Origin of the sequence: Flavobacterium frigoris (genome assembly GCF_900111075.1) — a bacterium.
Taxonomy (GTDB): Bacteria; Bacteroidota; Bacteroidia; order Flavobacteriales; family Flavobacteriaceae; genus Flavobacterium; species Flavobacterium frigoris.
This window is the reverse complement of the sequence record NZ_FOFZ01000022.1, coordinates 1-17654: the sequence shown is the minus strand read 5'-3', so window position 1 is coordinate 17654 and position 17654 is coordinate 1. Positions and strand designations below refer to the sequence as shown.

General features: G+C 34.9%; 15 protein-coding genes. 5 read left to right on the top strand and 10 right to left on the bottom strand.

Going from position 1 to position 17654, the window contains the following annotated elements; all coding sequences use genetic code 11:
* The first annotated feature begins 16 nt into the window (after positions 1-16).
* The 3 genes from dnaB (at position 17) to BMW63_RS17070 (ending at position 3936) form a co-directional block, all read left to right on the top strand.
* On the top strand, positions 17-1561 hold the full coding sequence (dnaB, locus tag BMW63_RS17080; RefSeq protein ID WP_074724672.1) for a replicative DNA helicase: 1545 nt from the start codon (positions 17-19) through the stop codon (positions 1559-1561).
* Between the two features lie 168 nt (positions 1562-1729).
* Positions 1730-2992: an asparagine synthetase B gene (locus BMW63_RS17075; protein ID WP_074724671.1), complete on the top strand. Its 1263-nt coding sequence runs from the start codon at positions 1730-1732 to the stop codon at positions 2990-2992.
* Positions 2993-3024: 32 nt separating this feature from the next.
* Positions 3025-3936, top strand: coding sequence for a glutaminase (locus BMW63_RS17070; RefSeq protein ID WP_074724670.1), 912 nt, complete (start codon positions 3025-3027; stop codon positions 3934-3936).
* Between the two features lie 49 nt (positions 3937-3985).
* Here BMW63_RS17070 and cphA read toward each other — a convergent pair whose 3' ends face one another.
* On the bottom strand, positions 3986-6610 hold the full coding sequence (gene cphA, locus BMW63_RS17065) for a cyanophycin synthetase (RefSeq protein ID WP_074724669.1): 2625 nt from the start codon (positions 6608-6610) through the stop codon (positions 3986-3988).
* 193 nt (positions 6611-6803) lie between these two features.
* On the opposite strand from cphA, the gene BMW63_RS17060 reads away from it, so the two are divergent.
* Complete coding sequence (locus tag BMW63_RS17060; RefSeq protein WP_074724668.1) at positions 6804-7664, top strand: cyanophycinase; 861 nt, start codon at positions 6804-6806, stop codon at positions 7662-7664.
* A gap of 111 nt (positions 7665-7775) precedes the next feature.
* On the top strand, positions 7776-8618 hold the full coding sequence (locus BMW63_RS17055; RefSeq protein WP_074724667.1) for an isoaspartyl peptidase/L-asparaginase: 843 nt from the start codon (positions 7776-7778) through the stop codon (positions 8616-8618).
* Here BMW63_RS17055 and BMW63_RS17050 read toward each other — a convergent pair whose 3' ends face one another.
* From BMW63_RS17050 to thrS, 9 genes are all read right to left on the bottom strand, one after another.
* Positions 8619-9422 (bottom strand): endonuclease/exonuclease/phosphatase family protein, encoded by an 804-nt coding sequence (locus BMW63_RS17050; RefSeq protein WP_074724666.1) that lies wholly within the window; start codon positions 9420-9422, stop codon positions 8619-8621. It lies immediately after the preceding gene.
* Between the two features lie 151 nt (positions 9423-9573).
* Positions 9574-9918, bottom strand: a complete 345-nt coding sequence (locus BMW63_RS17045; RefSeq protein ID WP_139174278.1) for a hypothetical protein — start codon at positions 9916-9918, stop codon at positions 9574-9576.
* Between the two features lie 272 nt (positions 9919-10190).
* A complete protein-coding gene (locus BMW63_RS17040; RefSeq protein WP_074724664.1) occupies positions 10191-10496 on the bottom strand; it encodes a hypothetical protein in 306 nt (101 codons plus the stop codon).
* Between the two features lie 246 nt (positions 10497-10742).
* Complete coding sequence (locus BMW63_RS17035) at positions 10743-11411, bottom strand: DNA-binding transcriptional response regulator (RefSeq protein ID WP_074724663.1); 669 nt, start codon at positions 11409-11411, stop codon at positions 10743-10745.
* Between the two features lie 11 nt (positions 11412-11422).
* Positions 11423-12895, bottom strand: coding sequence for a tetratricopeptide repeat-containing sensor histidine kinase (locus tag BMW63_RS17030; protein ID WP_175460306.1), 1473 nt, complete (start codon positions 12893-12895; stop codon positions 11423-11425).
* A gap of 426 nt (positions 12896-13321) precedes the next feature.
* The gene (gene rplT, locus BMW63_RS17025) at positions 13322-13666 is read right to left on the bottom strand and encodes a 50S ribosomal protein L20 (RefSeq protein WP_016990536.1); all 345 of its coding nucleotides are present in this window, start codon (positions 13664-13666) and stop codon (positions 13322-13324) included.
* A 175-nt stretch (positions 13667-13841) separates the two neighbouring features.
* Positions 13842-14039 carry a 50S ribosomal protein L35 gene (gene rpmI / locus BMW63_RS17020; RefSeq protein WP_007136182.1) on the bottom strand — a complete coding sequence of 66 codons (198 nt, stop codon included), beginning with the start codon at positions 14037-14039 and terminating at the stop codon, positions 13842-13844.
* Between the two features lie 135 nt (positions 14040-14174).
* A complete protein-coding gene (gene infC, locus BMW63_RS17015; protein ID WP_379852977.1) occupies positions 14175-14732 on the bottom strand; it encodes a translation initiation factor IF-3 in 558 nt (185 codons plus the stop codon).
* Between the two features lie 16 nt (positions 14733-14748).
* Entirely contained in the window at positions 14749-16695 is a 1947-nt protein-coding gene (gene thrS / locus BMW63_RS17010) for a threonine--tRNA ligase (protein ID WP_074724661.1), read from the bottom strand.
* Between the last annotated feature and the right edge of the window lie 959 nt (positions 16696-17654).

The window sequence follows — 17654 nt, the reverse complement described above, 5'->3', positions numbered from 1 at the left end:
TTGTTACTTTCGCTACATGGAAAACTTCAGGAATATAAACCCAGTTAAGGTCGATAAAACAACAATTATAAACCTAGAAAAGGGCAAGTTGCCACCACAGGTTTTAGAATTGGAAGAGGCCGTTCTTGGTGCTATGATGATTGATAAAAAAGGGGTAGATGATGTAATTGATATTTTATCGCCTGATGCTTTTTATAAAGACGCCCACAAACATATTTTTGAGGCAATCGTTCAGCTGTTTACTGAAACACAGCCTATCGATTTACTTACCGTTTCAGCACAACTAAAGAAAAATGCTAAATTAGATTTGGCCGGTGGTGACTTTTATTTAATTCAGCTTACGCAAAAAATATCCTCATCAGCACATATCGAGTTTCACTCTAGAATTATTCTTCAAAAATTCATACAACGAAGTTTGATTCGAATCTCTTCGGAGATAATCGAAGAATCGTACGATGAAACTACGGATGTTTTTGATTTATTGGATAGAGCAGAATCTAAACTTTATGAAGTTACCCAAGGAAATATAAAACGAAGTTCTGAAACTGCCCAAAGTTTAGTACTACAAGCTAAAAAACGAATTGAAGAAATTGCAGGGCAAGAAGGACTAAGCGGAGTTGCTACTGGATTTGAAAAGTTAGATAAAATTACTTCGGGTTGGCAGCCAAGTGATTTAATTATTATCGCGGCTAGACCAGCAATGGGTAAGACCGCATTTGTATTGTCAATGGCAAGAAATATGGCGATTGATTATGGAATGCCTGTGGCCTTATTTTCATTAGAGATGGCATCGGTGCAATTAATTACGCGTTTGATTTCCTCTGAAACCGGTTTGTCTTCAGAGAAATTGCGTACCGGTAAATTAGAAAAACACGAATGGGAGCAACTGAGTACTAAGGTTAAAAATCTAGAGAAAGCTCCTTTGTATATTGATGACACTCCATCACTCTCTATTTTTGATTTAAGAGCAAAAGCAAGACGTTTGGTTTCACAGCATGGAATCCGAATTATTATTGTTGACTATTTGCAATTGATGACTGCCGGAGGAAATGGTAAAGGTGGAGGAAACAGAGAACAGGAAATTTCAACAATTTCCCGAAACTTAAAAGCCCTTGCAAAGGAATTGAACGTTCCCGTAATAGCGCTTTCTCAATTATCGCGTGCGGTTGAAACTCGTGGGTCCAGTAAAAGACCGTTACTTTCTGACCTTCGTGAATCGGGTGCGATTGAGCAAGATGCTGATATTGTATCGTTCTTATACCGTCCGGAATATTATAAAATTGATGAATGGGATGATGATGAAGCTTCACCTACTGCAGGTCAAGCAGAAATAATGATAGCCAAGCACCGTAATGGTAGTATCGAAAACGTTCGTTTGAAGTTTATTGGACATCTTGGAAAGTTTGATAATTTAGAAGACCATAGTGGTAATTATGATGATTTACCTTCTTCTATGAATCAAGATGAAAGTTCGTTTATGACTAAAAGTTTACCTTCTGCGCATGAAGCATTCGGGAGTAATCTCAATGACGACGATGACGACAGCGATATGCCTTTTTAGAAAGTATTAAAAGCCTATTTTTATAGGCTTTTTTTATGGTTTGCATTTTATACTTAATTTTAAACCTTTTCTTGTAATCAGTAATCGCGAAATTGAATTGATTTAAAAAGGTATATTTGAGCAGTATAATTCTTTTCCTTTTCTATCTTTGATTCAAAATCGTATATAATGATTCCTAAAAGAGTTTTTTTTATTCTAGTTTTTCTAGTTTCTATTGCAGCAAAAGCTTCTTTTATTTTGTTGCCAATGGACGAAACTACGCAACAAAATCACCTGAAAGCCTACGGAATTACGTTTTGGTGTTTAGAAAAAAACTATAAAGCCAGCTGGTTACTCAACTACCGTGGGGGGTCTTTTCTATTGCCTGACGCTCCAGAAATACGCAAAGAATGTCAGATTAGAGGGGTGAGTTTTGAAGTACTTTCTGATAGTGAAGAAGCCAAGATTTTAGATGAAATAGCTAGTCCATCTCAAAACATGGACGCCGTGATCCTTGAAAAAGCACCCAGGATTGCAGTTTATACACCTAAAGGGAAACAACTTTGGGATGATGCGGTGACACTCGTTTTGACGTATGCCGAAATTCCATTTACACCCATATATGATGAGGAAGTCCTCAGTGATCAATTAGTACTTTACGATTGGTTGCATTTGCATCATGAAGATTTTACGGGACAATATGGAAAGTTTTTTGGCTCCTTTAGAAATGTGCCTTGGTATATTGAGGATAAGAAAGAGGCGGAGCAACTAGCAACCAAGTTAGGCTTTGCAAAAGTTTCAGAGGAAAAAGGAGCTGTAGCCAAAAAAATAAGAGACTTTGTCGTTGGAGGAGGGTTTATGTTTGCCATGTGTTCGGCTACTGACAGTTTTGATATTGCTTTGGCAGCAGATGGAGTTGATATTTGTGAGCCAATGTTTGATGGTGATCCAAGTGATGCTAATTATCAGTCCAGTATGAACTATTCTAATTCTTTTGCTTTTAAAGATTTTATTCTCGAAAGAAAACCGGAAAAATATGAATTTTCAGATATTGACATGACGGAGAAGCGCCGTGTCCCAATGGATAAAGATTATTTTACGCTGATGGAATTTTCGGCTAAATGGGATCCTATTCCAAGTATGTTGTGTCAAAATCATACTCAACTCGTAAAGGGATTTATGGGACAAACTACTGCCTTTGATTCTGCACTAATTAAATCTAATGTTTTAATTATGGGAACCTGTGAACTCAATGGGGAAGCGCGATACATTCATGGCGAAAAAGGAAAAGGAATGTTTACCTTTTATAGCGGCCATGATCCTGAAGATTTTCAGCATCAGGTGGGGGATTCTCCAACAGTTTTGGATTTGCATCCTAATTCACCAGGTTACCGCTTAATTTTAAATAACGTTTTATTTCCTGCTGCCAGAAAGAAAAAACAAAAAACCTAACTTGGACCGCTTTCTAAAACTTGTATTACATTATGGACTACGCATCAATTTTGCAGGAAATAAAACAGGAATCAAATGGATTTCCAGCTAAGGGAAATGTGACGGTAACCATACCAGAGTTAGCTAAGGTTCACCCCAATAAATTTGGAATTCATTTGACTACAATCGACGGGGACAATTTTGGCATTGGAGACAGTAATGAAAAATTTTCTATTCAGAGTATTTCAAAAGTGTTGACTGTGGCTTTGGCCTTTTCTTTTTTGGATGAAAAAATATGGAAAAGGGTAGGCGTTGAACCTTCTGGAACTGCTTTTAATTCTTTGATTCAATTGGAATATGAAAAGGGTATCCCAAGAAATCCATTTATAAATTCGGGAGCAATTGTTATAGCTGATATGTTAGTTTCCTGTTTAAAAAATCCCAAAAAAGAGTTTCTAGCTTTTATAAGACTAATTTCTGGAAGCCCAACAATTGAATATAATCTGGACGTAGCGCAATCGGAGAAAGACACCCGCTTTAGAAATGCCGCTTTGGCAAATTTTTTAAAGTCATTCGGGAATATTGAAAATGATGTTGATACTGTTTTGGATTTTTACTTTCATCAATGTTCAATAGAAATGACGTGTAGCGAACTGGCGCATTCTTTTTTCTTTTTTGCCAATGAAGGAAAAACGAAGGAAGGAAAACAAATTTTGACAAAGAGTCAAGTAAAAAGATTAAATGCTTTGATGCAAACCTGCGGTTTTTATGATGAGTCGGGGGAGTTTACTTATAAAGTGGGATTGCCGGGTAAAAGTGGAATTGGTGGTGGAATCGTTGCCTTATATCCGAATAATTTTGTGGTCGCTACTTGGTCTCCAAGATTAAACAAAAAAGGAAATTCAGAATTGGGTATGCATGCTTTAGAATTATTAACGACAAAAACTGGGATGTCCGTTTTTTAGCAAAAAAAAAGCTACTGTTTCCAGTAGCTCTTCTATTTGTAAAATGAAACTAAACGGTTCCATATTCATTTTCTTTGTCCAAATATTCTTGTACAATTTCGATAGCATTAGTAACTACATCGCTTAAGGCAGTAATAAAACTTCCTTCCTCAGCACAATTGATGGCATGTCTAATAGCTTCGGTTTCTTTTGGAATAATTTCGTAAGTCACATTTTTACCTGAAGCAGTAATTCCTTCTAATATTAGATCAATTATTTCATTTTCGGTTCTTCCTCTTAAATATTTCTCTTGTCGAATGATGATGTGATCAAACATTCTAGCTGCAATTGTGGCACATTCACGAATGTCTTCATCGCGACGATCACCAACACCTGCAATAATTCCAATCTTTTTAGTGGCATCTACACTTTGTAAATACTCTTCAACCCCTTTGTACCCTGAAGCATTGTGTGCAAAATCAATCAATACTTTGAATTTTTTGAACTCAAAAATATTCATACGGCCCGGTGTTTGTGCAGCACTAGGAATGAAAGTTTGTAAGGATAAACTAATGTCTTCTGTTTTGAATCCCCATACATAACTAGCTAAGGTTGCTGCAAGAACATTTGCAATCATGAATTTGGCTTTTCCGCCAAGTGTTAAAGGAACATGAGTGGCTCGTTCGATTCTAATTTTCCATTCTCCTTTTTTGATTGTGATAAAACCATTCTCATAAACTGCAACTGTTTTTCCTTCAGCGCTTAATTTTTTGATGAACGGATTTTCTTCATCTAAACTAAAGTAAGCCACATTGCAGCCTAAATCAGCACCTATTTTTATACAATGTTCATCATCCCCATTCAAAATTGCCCAACCGTCTTTCTTGATACTTTTTACGACAGTCGCTTTTACTCTTGCTAAATCATCCAAAGAATGAATATCACTTATTCCTAAATGATCTTCTTGAATATTGGTAATAATTCCGATGTCACAAATGCTGAAACCTAGTCCAGAGCGTAATATTCCACCTCTTGCAGTTTCCAAAACGGCAAATTCAACAGTAGGATCTCTTAACACATATTGTGCACTTTGAGGCCCAGTAGTATCTCCTTTTTCCATCATGTGATTTTGAATATAAATCCCATCAGAGGTAGTGAAACCTACTTTATAACCATTGTTTTTTACAATATGTGCTAATAGTCTCGTAGTGGTTGTTTTACCATTAGTACCAGTTACAGCGATAATTGGAATTCGGCATGATTTTCCTGGAGGATAGAGCATATCAATAACAGGAGCGGCTACATTTCTAGGCAAGCCTTCAGAAGGAGCGAGGTGCATTCTAAAACCGGGTGCTGCATTTACTTCAAGAATTACACCGCCATTATCTTTTAAGGGTTGTGTTAAATTCTCGGCCATAATATCCACACCACAAATGTCCAGTCCAATTACTCTTGAAATTCTTTCGGCTAGAAATATATTTTCGGGGTGCATCATATCTGTTACATCAACAGAGGTGCCACCTGTACTTAAGTTAGCTGTAGATTTCAAAAACACAATCTCACCTGATCTTGGTATAGTTTCTAGAGTATAGTTCAGTTTTTCAAGTAGGTCTTCGGTATCCCTGTCAACATCAATCTGTGTTAAAACATTTTCATGTCCATAACCTCTTCTTGGATCTAGGTTTTCAACAGCAATTAATTCTTGGATTGAATTTTTCGCATTTCCTATTACATGAGCAGGCACTCGTTTTGCTGCAGCTACTAATTTATTGTCAATGACTAAAATTCGAAAATCAAAACCAGTAATGAACTTTTCAACGATAATACGTTTGCTGTATTCTTTGGCGAAAGCCAAACCAGAAACAGCATCTTCCCAATTAGTAACATTTATAGAAGCTCCTTTACCGTGGTTTCCATCAAGCGGTTTCAGTACAATAGGGTAGCCAATTTTATTGATGGTCTCGGCTAGGTCTTCTTCATCTACACAAATACTTCCGCTGGCTACTGGAATCGAGGCCATATCAAGCATTTTTTTTGTCAGTTCTTTATTGCAAGCCATGTCTACGGCTATACTGCTGGTCTTGCAAGTAATGGTAGCTTGAAAACGCATTTGGTTTATTCCGTGACCCAATTGTACTAATGAATTAGTACCTAGTCTTATCCAAGGAATATTTCTCGAAACGGCCTCTTCTACAATACTTCCAGTACTTGGTCCCAAACGAACGCGTTCCCTAATTTCTCGCATTTTTTGTAAGTCACTTTCTAGGTCATATTCTGTTCCTGTGATTAATGCTTCGGCAATTGCTACAGATGATTCTGCCGCAAAAAGACCAACGTTTTCTTCTGTATAACTGAAAACAACATTATAAGTCCCAAGAGTTTTGGTTTCTCGAGTTCTTCCAAATCCGGTTTCCATACCCGCTAAGGTTTGTATTTCAAGTGCAATATGTTCAATTACATGCCCCATCCAAGTGCCGCGTTCTACTCTGGAAAAAAATCCACCTCGGCAACCTTCGGAGCAACGATGTTCAATCATTGTAGGAAACATTGCTTCTATTCTTTCTTTAAATCCTTCTATTTTATTGGTAGGGAACTGTTCCATTTCCTCCAAATCCAATCGCATTTGAATCAATTTTTTTCTTTGGATACTCCAAATATTTGGCCCACGAAGAGCTTGTACTTTTATTATTTTCATAAAGACAGAAGGGTTATTTTAGTTGAAACAAATTACTGTTAAGAAATCGTATTCTATATTGCAACCAATATAAAGGTTTTTATAGCTGAAACAAAATTTATGTATTTTAATTAACAGTAATCGCATGTTATAATTTTAAAAATAAACAGAGTAGTTCAATAGCTCCTTTTCTTATTTTGTTTATTTTTGCCGAATGACTATAATAGGAAAATTGATAATAATAGGAGGAGCAGTAGACAAAGGAAGTTTTACTGAAACCGATATAGATAAAAATAGTGCCAGTAATTTAAATTTTTTTGAAACTGGAATACTTAAAAGAATAATCAGCGAATCCAAACATAAAGAAAATTCACGTATTGAAGTAGTTACTACAGCTTCAAATATTCCAAAGGAGATTGGTCCTGAATATGTGAAAGCTTTTTCTTATTTAGATGCGAAGAACATAGACGTTCTTTATATTGAGAAACGCGAAGAAGCTGCAGATGAAGCTGTTTTGACGCGATTAAAAGCAGCTGATGTTGTGATATTTACAGGCGGAGATCAATTGCGTTTGACTTCAATTCTTGGCGGAACTCCATTTCATGATATCTTATTGGATAAATACCATAACGAGGAGTTTATTTATGCTGGAACATCTGCTGGAGCTGCAGCAGCCTCTAATAATATGATCTATCAGGGAAGTAGTTCAGAAGCATTATTGAAGGGAGAAGTAAAAATTACAAGCGGACTCGGTTTGATCGATGGGGTTGTTATTGATACCCATTTTGTAAGAAGAGGAAGGATAGGTCGATTGTTTCAAACAGTTGTAAGTAATCCAAGAGTCCTCGGAATTGGATTAGGAGAAGATACAGGTTTGTTGATTACTAATAATAATGCGATGGAAGCAATTGGATCTGGATTAGTTATTTTAGTTGATGGACGCGATATAAAAGATACGAATTTGACGCAGGTCGAATTAGGGCAACCTATTTCAATAAATAATTTGGTGGTTCATGTGATGAGTATGAATGATACTTATGATATTAGGACACATAAAATGCAAATTCATACTTGATAATATAACTAATGTTAGTTAAGAGTGTGCGAAAGCCAGCGAGATGTTGCTGTTTTGTTTTCAGAACAACTAGTCTACACTAAACAATTTGCAACCTGAAATAAAAAAATAATGAAATTAATTATACACGGTGGTTTTTTCTCAGAATCTTCAACCAGTAATGAGACAAAAATAGCCAAACAAGACGCTTTAGAACAAATAGTTAAAGATTCTTATGACTATCTAAAAACACATTCAGCACTTGAAACAGTAGTTTTTGCAGTTTCACTGCTGGAGGACAATGAACTGTTTAATGCAGGTATTGGATCCCAAATACAAAGCGACGGAAAAATCAGAATGAGTGCTGCGATAATGGATGGGGTAACCCAAAAAATGAGCGGTGTTATCAATATCGAAGAAGTAAAAAACCCAGTTCAAGTTGCACAGATATTAATGCAATACGACGATCGCGTTCTAGGTGGAAGCGGAGCAACAAACTTTGCAAGGAAAAATGGTTTTCAATCGTTTTCGACCGAAATTCCACAGCGTCGTGCAGAACATGAAGAAAAAGTAAAGTCATTGGGCCTAGGAACAGTAGGTTGTGTTGCTTTTGATAAAAACGGAAAAATTGCAGCAGCCACATCGACAGGAGGAAAAGGATTTGAAGTTCCCGGTAGAATATCAGATTCGGCTACGGTTGCAGGAAACTATGCCAATTCATTTTGTGGTGTGAGTTTAACAGGAGTAGGTGAGGACATTATGAGTAATGCCACTGCTACCAAAATCGTAACTCGTGTGACCGATGGTTTTTCGTTAAAAGAAGCTTTCGCTAAAACCTTCAATGAACTAAAACCGTATGATGGCTTTGCCGGCGCTATAGCCATTGACAGTGCAGGGAATATCTATCATCAAGATTCTCATCCTGCTATGGTTTTTGCTAGTTTTGACGGCGATACGTTTGAAGTGTTCGGCTAATTAATTCAGCGAAAATTCAAACCAAATAGGGATATGATCTGATATTTTTCTTGCTTCTTTCAGCGAGTTAAAATTTTTGTAAAAAGAAATAACCCCTGAGTTTATACTCTTAATTTTAGAGGTTTTATAATACATATTATCAAATTCAGATGCTAGGCATCTGGATTTTTTACATTTTTGTTTTAAAGATGTTTTTTGGCCAATCAAAATAGGTTGGTATCCCATTTTTCTCAAAGGATTAAAAACTGTATGTGATTGCGGACAATTGAAATCACCGGCAAATATTAAATTTAGCGTTGGGTATTCATCAGGAAGGAACTTAAAATATTTTATTTCGGTTTCTGGCTGCATTTTTTTGGTTATCGCATGAAAATTAACAACAGTAAATTGTTTATTTTCGAATTGAAAAGTGCAAAAATAAGGTTCTCGGTCTATTTCTAAATGGAATCTTTTTTCTAGCCATGCAGTACCAATTTTTTTAAGTTTGGCGGTTTTCCATATAAAAGCATATCGCTCCGTTTTATAAGCGCTACTACTCGTAGGGGCACTAATTACATAATCCCATTTAGCTCCTGTGCGGTTCAGTTCGTCTGCTAGTTTTGCAACGGCTTGGGCGCCACCATAACCTGCTACTACTTCTTGGATGGCGATAAGATCATAATTTCTAACTGTCTGTGCTATATCGGCAATTTCTACTTGAGATTTTGATTGACCGAAGTTTTCAATATTCCAAGAGAGAAGTTTAGTTTGGGGGTAAAGGACAGTGCAAAAAAGGAGTAGGAATACTAAAATAATATGTTTCATTTATCTACGAAAAACTAAGATTGAAAATAATGCAACCTAGTCAATTATTTTAAAAGAACGGGTGTTAGACTTCTATTTTTAATTGAAATATAAAAATAAGGAATAGTTAAGAGATAAGGGCGATATTTATTATAATAGCGGCGACGATAATTCACTTAATTTTCAGATTGTATTTGTAGCCTTCTAAATCAGTGGCTATTAATTTTTGTTTGCCAACCCGTTCTACAACAATTTCAATTTCCTTCATATCTTTTCTAACAAGGGTACCAAGACCAATTTCACCTTCAATATTTATATAGCCTCGAACATTGTCTCCGTTTTCATCAGTACCGATAACACGCTGTTGATATTGATCTATTGCTAACGGTTCTATTTTTTTAGTAACGGCGGAAGCAGATTGATCTGGAACCTTAACTAATTCACTTCGGTTTTTACAAGAAACCAATGATATAGACAATAAAAATAGGGCTATTCGCATGTTACTTATAGTAGTCATCTAGATTTTTTTTCAAATGTACAAGTAGATAAATTGATTTCTTTACGGAAAACCTCATTGAGGGTGGTTTTTTCTAGAATTGAAAAAAAACAGGGTAGTTTCTAAAGCTGTAATGATAGATTGAAGTACCTGTGTTCTATTCTAAGTTGATTAGGGGATATGCGTACTTGTTGTATTATGTACTTACTATTATCCAAATTTAATCAATGTATTTCCTTTTGAAGCAACATTTTAGGATGTAGTAATCAAATGCTGATTCAGATTATCTGTAATTACTCAGAGCAAGTGTTAACGATTTTAGTTTGAATTTTAATAACTTTTCTAATTTGTTTTTCTGATAATAGATTTTGTTTAGTTGCAGAATTAAGACGTTTATTTAAAGCTTCCCATTTTACTCGCATATAGGGATAGAGTGCGAGTGAAACTTCATTTCCTTTCTGCGCTTTTTTATAGTGCTTAATATATTCCTTGACATAATTCTGATAATCATCAAGTTGTTTGCCCCATTTGTTATCAATGAAATCAATATTTATTTCTTCAGTATTAGCAAATACATCTATTTTATTGCTTGTTTTCATGATTTGATTTTTTAAATAGTTGACTTTCTGATTTTCAACTAAAAGCAAATTTATACGCAATACGTGATATTACCTTACGGAAAGCCGTAACAGGCTAAATTTTTTAATGTTTTTATGAATTTGTTTAATTGGAGATTTGGTACCCAATAATAGAGGTTAGCACATTAGATCTATTCAAAGTACAATAATTTTGAAATAAACGGCAGTTTGGTAATCTATTGCGCAGTACAAGAAAGAGTAGAATTTTTAAATCAGCCCTAAGTCTTTGGCGATGGCTATTAGATGCACATTATTATTGGCCTTGAAGTAAATTTTTAGTTTGTTAATTCGCTTCTCTATACTGCTACTACCATTAGGAATTATTCCTGTATTTTTGAAGGTTGCTGAAATTTCATCCAAGATGCATCCGTTAGATAACAACTTCAAAAGCGAAATATCATACGCTTCAATTTCATGAAGTGATTTGTCATTTAGAGCATATTCTAGTTCTGGTGAAATATTTTTCTCATCAGTTTTAAAAATACTTTCTACTGCATTCTTAAGTTCAGGGATGCTATTTCTTCCTTTTGAAACATAGGCATTAATACCTAAGTTATTAAATAAGGATTTTATTCTGTATGCCTTATCCTCTATGGAGAATACAATAGTTTTAATATCAGGCTGAATTTTTTTTACAGCTTCAATAAGTTCATCACCACAAGTCAGTTTATTCTCTCGATGATCCACCTTAAAAGATAAATCGCTGATCAATAAGTCGTAGGGATTATTATCCTGTATTGCTTTTTTTATTTGTAAAAAGGCGTCATCGCAATATTTAGAATGTTGAATCTCCATTATGGAAAGTGTTTCTAAAGCTTGAATAACAGTAATGCTTATGCTGTCTAGATCTTCGGCAACTAATACTTTTTTAAACATAATGATGTCGATTATAAAGGGAATGTGATACTTGATTTAAATCCTTTGCCCGGTTTAGTATCAAAGGTAATCGTTCCTTTTATAGCGAGAATACGGTTTTCCACATTTTGGAGTCCATTTTTTAAATTTAGTTTCTCTATAGCCGCTCCCACGCCGTTATCAGTATAATCTAATTGTAAATTATTTTCATATTTCTTGAATGATAGCACCACTAAACTAGCTTCACTATGCTTTTTCATATTGATTAGGAATTCCTGAAGGACTCTGTATATCGTGATTTTTTTAATATCTATAATAGTAGACCAGTTGATAGTATCTACTCCGTAAATCAAAATATTCACGTATTCAGTATCAAAACCAGAGATCATTTCTTGTAGGCTAGAAATAAAATCAGGCCCCATCGGAATGAAACTGTTTTCTTTAGATATGTTACGCGTTCTGGAATAGATAGTATCTAAATTGTCAAGAAGCATTTCTTTGTTATAAGAAGAGGAGAGATCTTGAGTTTCAGCAAAAACCATTGTCTGGTAAACATCGTTTGCCAATTCATCGTGTAGTTTTTTTGCTATTCTCACTTCGGTATCGTAAGAAGTTTTACTTTTTTCTCTTTTACTTTTTTCAATGAGATAGAAATAGATAAAACCAGTAATAGTAAGAATGATTCCAACTATAACGTAGAGGTTCAAAGTGGTGCTTTTTTGCAATTGCAATTCCAAGGCATTTTCAGCTTTTTGGGCTTTCAGGTTTAGAATTTCTTCTTTCTCTTTCTTAGAATCGTATTTCATTTTTGCAAATTGATTTTTTGCCTGTTGACGAACTTTGGTGATACTGTCGTTAATCTTTACGTATTTGACAGAGTATTTCTTAAGCTGACTTCCTTTAGTTATTTCTATTAATAATTTTAAGCAGCCGAGTCTGTCATCAACACTGTTTAACTTAGTGGCTTCTTGATAGGCTATAGTTCCATATTTTATTGCTAAATTGGGATTTCGTTCTTTGTAGTAATTAGACAAATTGTAATAGCTTGAAGCAATACCTAATACTTCTTTTGATTTTAAACTTATTTTCAAAGATTTTAAATGGAAATTAATTGCTTTGGAGTTGTTCGTTTTATTATAAATATACCCGATGTTTGATAATGTTTGTGAATATATTTTAGGATCATTTATTATTTCTTTCTTTAAAGTTAATGGAAGAAGGATTTCTATAGCTTTTTGATAGTCTCCCTTTTGTGCATAAGCTATGCTAATATTATTGATAATTCCAGCTTTTATAACTTCATCAGTTTTAGAATTTATTGCTTTTTTGAAATAAAATATTGCATTATCATTGTCAAAAGTATTTAGGTAATTATTGCCTAGTACAATATATATATTAGTTTGTCCATATGGATAACTGTTAGAATTTTCAATATATGGTAAAGCTTCAGTACTTGTAATTTCACTACCAGTGTAATCCCCTTGATTTTGTTGTATTTGGGCCATCCAACCTAATGAATGTATAGTCCTAGAAGTGTCTTTTTTTATTTCGGCGGCATATTTGGCTTGGTTATAATAATAGTATGAACTGTCATATTGCTGATTACAATAATGTTTATGGCCAATTTCTAAAAGTCTGTTAATTTGGGATAAATTGCTTTGTTTTCTAGGTTTTTTTTGTAAATCTTTTTTGCAGCTTTGCAGAGAAATAACAAGTAAAATATAAATTAGAAAATGTAGCTTCTTTGGGATCATAACTCGAAATTACGGTATTTATTTACGATGAAGAATTATTTGATTAACTATTTTTAGTATTAGTCTACACTTACAAATGAGAGTGTTTTTTAGGGTTTATTAAAAACAAGAAACCCCAATCTTTCGATTGAGGTTTCTCTCTATAAGTAAGTAATCTAAATTGAGTTTATAAAACGTTTATTTTACTTTATTAAGTACAGCTTTGAAAGCTTCAGGGTGGTTCATCGCTAAATCTGCAAGAACTTTTCTGTTCAATTCGATTCCGTTAGCTTTTACTTTCCCCATGAATTGTGAATAAGACATTCCTTCTAATCTAGCTCCAGCGTTGATACGTTGAATCCATAAAGCACGGAAATTTCTTTTGTTCACTTTTCTGTCACGGTAAGCGTAGCACATTGCTTTCTCTACCGCATTCTTAGCTACTGTCCAAACGTTTTTACGTCTACCAAAGTATCCTTTGGCTAGCTTCATTATTTTTTTTCTTCTTGCTCTTTTTGCAACTGAATTTACCGATCTTGGCATAATTTTATTGTTTTTTTGTAGCAGGCGGCTCGAATTTAATCAAAAGCACTTAATGGCCATACTCCAAGGTTATTTTAAATTGTTTTAACCTAAAGAATTTAAAAAAGTGTTCAGTTTTCAGATTTTAGTGTTCAGTTAGAAACTGCTTACTAAGAGCTGACGACTGATTACTAAATTATATAATTCTTAATTGTTGTTTGATGCTTTTCATATCTGATTTGTGAACTAGCGCTGAATGTGTCAAAGCTAATTTACGTTTTTTAGATTTTTTAGTCAAGATGTGACTTTTAAAAGCATGCTTTCTTTTAATCTTTCCAGAACCAGTAACTTTAAAACGTTTCTTGGCGCTAGATTTGGTTTTCATTTTAGGCATTTTTTCCTAGTGTTTTAATTTATTCTTACTTACTTATCTTTATGCTGAATTTACTTCTGCATATTATTTTGATTCAAGTATGATGTTTCAAGTTCAAAGTTGTACAACTGAATACTCGATAATGCAAACTGAATACTATTTTTTCTTCTTAGGAGCAATGAACATAATCATTCTCTTTCCTTCAAGAACGGGCATCGCTTCCACTTTACCAAATTCTTCTAAATCCGTAGCTAATCTCAGTAATAAGATTTGACCTTGGTCTTTATAAATGATTGAACGTCCTTTAAAGAAAACAAACGCTTTCAATTTAGCACCCTCTTTCAAGAATTTTTCAGCATTTTTTCTCTTAAACTCATAATCATGCTCATCTGTTTGAGGACCAAAACGAATTTCCTTAACGACTACTTGCGTAGATTTCGCTTTTAGAATCTTATCACGTTTCTTTTGTTCGTAAACAAATTTCTTGTAATCCATGATTTTACAAACTGGTGGCTCCGCATTAGGCGAAATCTCAACTAGATCTAATTCAAATTGATCCGCTAATCTTAGAGCTTCAGAAAGTTTAAAAACTCCTGGCTCAATGTTTTCACCTACAAGTCGTACTTCTTGTACACCACGAATAAGATTGTTTATTCTGTGGGCATCCTTTTTTTCTACGCGAGGTTGATAACCTCTGTTGCTTCTTATTGCTATGACTTTATAATTTAAGTTAAACTGTAAATACTTTTAATGTCTTTTTGATTTCTTCGTCCACTATTGCAGCAAACTCTTCTATCGTAACGCTGATGTTGCCTTTTCCTTCCTGTCCATGACGACGGATAGAAATAGTGCCGTTTTTCTCTTCTTCCTCGCCTACAATCAGCATAAACGGGATTTTTTGCATTTCAGCGTCTCTAATTTTCTTACCTATTGTCTCACTTCTGTTGTCTACGAGGGCGCGAATTTCGTGATTTTCTAGCAAATCTAAAACTTTTTTCGCATATATTTCATATTTCTCACTCAAAGACAATATAATAGCCTGTTCAGGCATTAACCAGAGTGGGAAATTTCCTGCAGTGTGTTCCAGCAAGATCGCGATAAATCGTTCCATTGAACCAAAAGGAGCTCGGTGAATCATCACAGGTCTATGTAATTCGTTATCAGATCCTTTGTAAGTCAAATCAAAACGTTCTGGTAAGTTATAATCTACCTGAATTGTTCCTAATTGCCATTGTCTTCCCAGAGCATCTTTTACCATGAAATCCAACTTCGGACCATAGAAAGCTGCTTCTCCATATTCGATAACGGTGCTTAATCCTTTGTCTGCGGCAGCATTGATAATAGCATTTTCCGCTTTTTCCCAGTTTTCATCACTTCCAATGTACTTTTCTCTGTCCTCTTTATCTCTTAAAGAGATCTGAGCAGTAAAGTTTTCAAAGCCTAAAGAGCCAAATACATAAAGAACTAGATCAATTACTTTTTTAAACTCTTCGTCTAGTTGTTCTGGAGTACAAAAGATATGTGCGTCATCCTGAGTAAACCCACGTACACGAGTTAGCCCGTGTAATTCACCACTTTGCTCGTATCGGTATACAGTACCAAATTCAGCATATCGTTTTGGTAAATCTTTGTATGACCAAGGTCTCACATTGTATATTTCGCAGTGATGAGGACAGTTCATCGGTTTCAGCAAAAACTCTTCTCCTTCATTTGGAGTTGATATTGGCTGAAAACTATCAGCTCCATATTTAGCGTAATGACCAGAGGTTACATAAAGCTCTTTGTGGCCTATGTGCGGTGTAACCACTTGCTCGTAACCCGCTTTTTTCTGTGCTTTTTTTAGGAATTGTTCTAATCTTTCTCTCAATGCAGCTCCTTTAGGTAGCCACAATGGTAAACCTTGACCTACTTTTTGTGAAAAAGCAAACAATTCAAGTTCCTTTCCTAGCTTTCTATGATCGCGACGTTTTGCCTCTTCAAGTAAAAGTAAGTACTCTGTTAAATCTTTTTGTTTAGGAAATGAAGTTCCGTAAACACGTGTTAATTGCTTGTTTTTTTCATCACCTCTCCAGTAAGCACCAGCAACACTCATTACTTTCATTGCTTTAATGATGCCGGTATTCGGTATATGTCCTCCACGACATAAATCAGTAAAAGTGTCATGATCGCAAAACGTAATCGTCCCGTCCTCAAGATTGGTAATCATTTCGGTTTTATAAACGTTGTCCTTATATAATTCTAAAGCGTCTGCTTTAGAAACAGGACGAAGTTTGAATTCGTGTTTTCCCCTTGAAATCTCAAGAACACGATCTTCAATTTTCTTAAAGTCAGCCTCGGTTATTTTTTGATCTTCAAAATCTACATCATAATAGAAGCCATTAGCAATCGCAGGTCCAAGTGTTAACTTAACACCAGGATACATTTCCTCAAGAACCTGTGCCATGACATGTGAAGTCGAATGCCAAAAAGCTTTCTTCCCACTTTCGTCATTCCATGTATATAATATAAGACTGCCATCCGTCGTCAAAGGAGTGGTTGTTTCCACTGTTGTACCGTTAAAAGAAGCCGAAATTACATTTCTGGCAAATCCTTCGCTAATGCTTTTAGCAACATCCATCGGAGTTACGCCTGAAGCGAACTCTTTAACTGACCCATCGGGCAAAGTAATCTTAATCATTGTTTATTAATTTAAGAATGCAAATATAGGCCATTACAAAAACACAAACAATAGATAGTTAAGGTTTGTTATATATATGTATAGGAGTAAAAACAAATAGTTTAATGTTTGTTACTATTATAAGGAAGGAGTGGTTTGTTTTAGGAGCTATTTCCCGCTATTCGCTACAATCTACATCGCCGTCCCGAAGCTTCGGGACCGGCTCAGTAGGATTTCCACTGCTATCGGGGCTAGGGGAGTTGTGCTTTATTGGTTGTTTTGTACTTGTTATAATGTAAAGCGGTCTAATATGTTGTGCTTCAAAACTATTTACCTAGATAAGCGTTCTTCAAGCTACGTGAATGAACCCTGATTCTTCTTCAGTTGGGTTTAGGCAGTTCGATTTAGTTTGGAATTTGTCATGTTAGCTTATTAAGCTAGTTGAATCTGGATCGACAAGCGCTTTCTTTCCTGTGAAAAGTAGTAGTTGGGTTCACATGTTGAATAAAGGCAGTAAATTCTACATTGCGATCTGTTATCAATTGAAAAACGTGCTAAGCACTTCGTTTAAGTGCTGATAATTCCTACTTTTAACTAATGGAACCAAAAAGCAATATTTTCAAACAATAGATTTCCAGCGACTTAAAAACAAAGTTTCTAAAAAATTAAGAAAAGGAGATTAAAAGTATTGTTTAACGGTATAAAGGTGCTACTTTTGCACCCGCAACAACGAATAAGTTCTTTACATCCTGGTAAGCAAATGAAATAATAAAGAAAATTTATTTTCTAAAAATTCAAAAAAAGCTTGTGAGAATTAAAAGAGTTTATTACTTTTGCACCCGCTTCGAGAAACACGAAAAGTGAGAATCGAGGAGATAAAAAGAAAAGAACACGTTCCTAGACATATTGAATTGACAGCCGTCTCGTCCACAAGACGAGACAAAAGAATAAAGAGTAATAGAATCGAGAGATTTGAAAAA

Bases quoted from the DNA above. Each gene is read 5' to 3' on its own strand.
- dnaB (WP_074724672.1), top strand. From the start codon at position 17: ATGGAAAACTTCAGGAATATAAACCCAGTTAAGGTCGATAAAACAACA.
- BMW63_RS17075 (WP_074724671.1), top strand. From the start codon at position 1,730: ATGATTCCTAAAAGAGTTTTTTTTATTCTAGTTTTTCTAGTTTCTATT.
- BMW63_RS17070 (WP_074724670.1), top strand. From the start codon at position 3,025: ATGGACTACGCATCAATTTTGCAGGAAATAAAACAGGAATCAAATGGA.
- cphA (WP_074724669.1), bottom strand. From the start codon at position 6,610: ATGAAAATAATAAAAGTACAAGCTCTTCGTGGGCCAAATATTTGGAGT.
- BMW63_RS17060 (WP_074724668.1), top strand. From the start codon at position 6,804: ATGACTATAATAGGAAAATTGATAATAATAGGAGGAGCAGTAGACAAA.
- BMW63_RS17055 (WP_074724667.1), top strand. From the start codon at position 7,776: ATGAAATTAATTATACACGGTGGTTTTTTCTCAGAATCTTCAACCAGT.
- BMW63_RS17050 (WP_074724666.1), bottom strand. From the start codon at position 9,422: ATGAAACATATTATTTTAGTATTCCTACTCCTTTTTTGCACTGTCCTT.
- BMW63_RS17045 (WP_139174278.1), bottom strand. From the start codon at position 9,918: ATGACTACTATAAGTAACATGCGAATAGCCCTATTTTTATTGTCTATA.
- BMW63_RS17040 (WP_074724664.1), bottom strand. From the start codon at position 10,496: ATGAAAACAAGCAATAAAATAGATGTATTTGCTAATACTGAAGAAATA.
- BMW63_RS17035 (WP_074724663.1), bottom strand. From the start codon at position 11,411: ATGTTTAAAAAAGTATTAGTTGCCGAAGATCTAGACAGCATAAGCATT.
- BMW63_RS17030 (WP_175460306.1), bottom strand. From the start codon at position 12,895: ATGGCCCAAATACAACAAAATCAAGGGGATTACACTGGTAGTGAAATT.
- rplT (WP_016990536.1), bottom strand. From the start codon at position 13,666: ATGCCAAGATCGGTAAATTCAGTTGCAAAAAGAGCAAGAAGAAAAAAA.
- rpmI (WP_007136182.1), bottom strand. From the start codon at position 14,039: ATGCCTAAAATGAAAACCAAATCTAGCGCCAAGAAACGTTTTAAAGTT.
- thrS (WP_074724661.1), bottom strand. From the start codon at position 16,695: ATGATTAAGATTACTTTGCCCGATGGGTCAGTTAAAGAGTTCGCTTCA.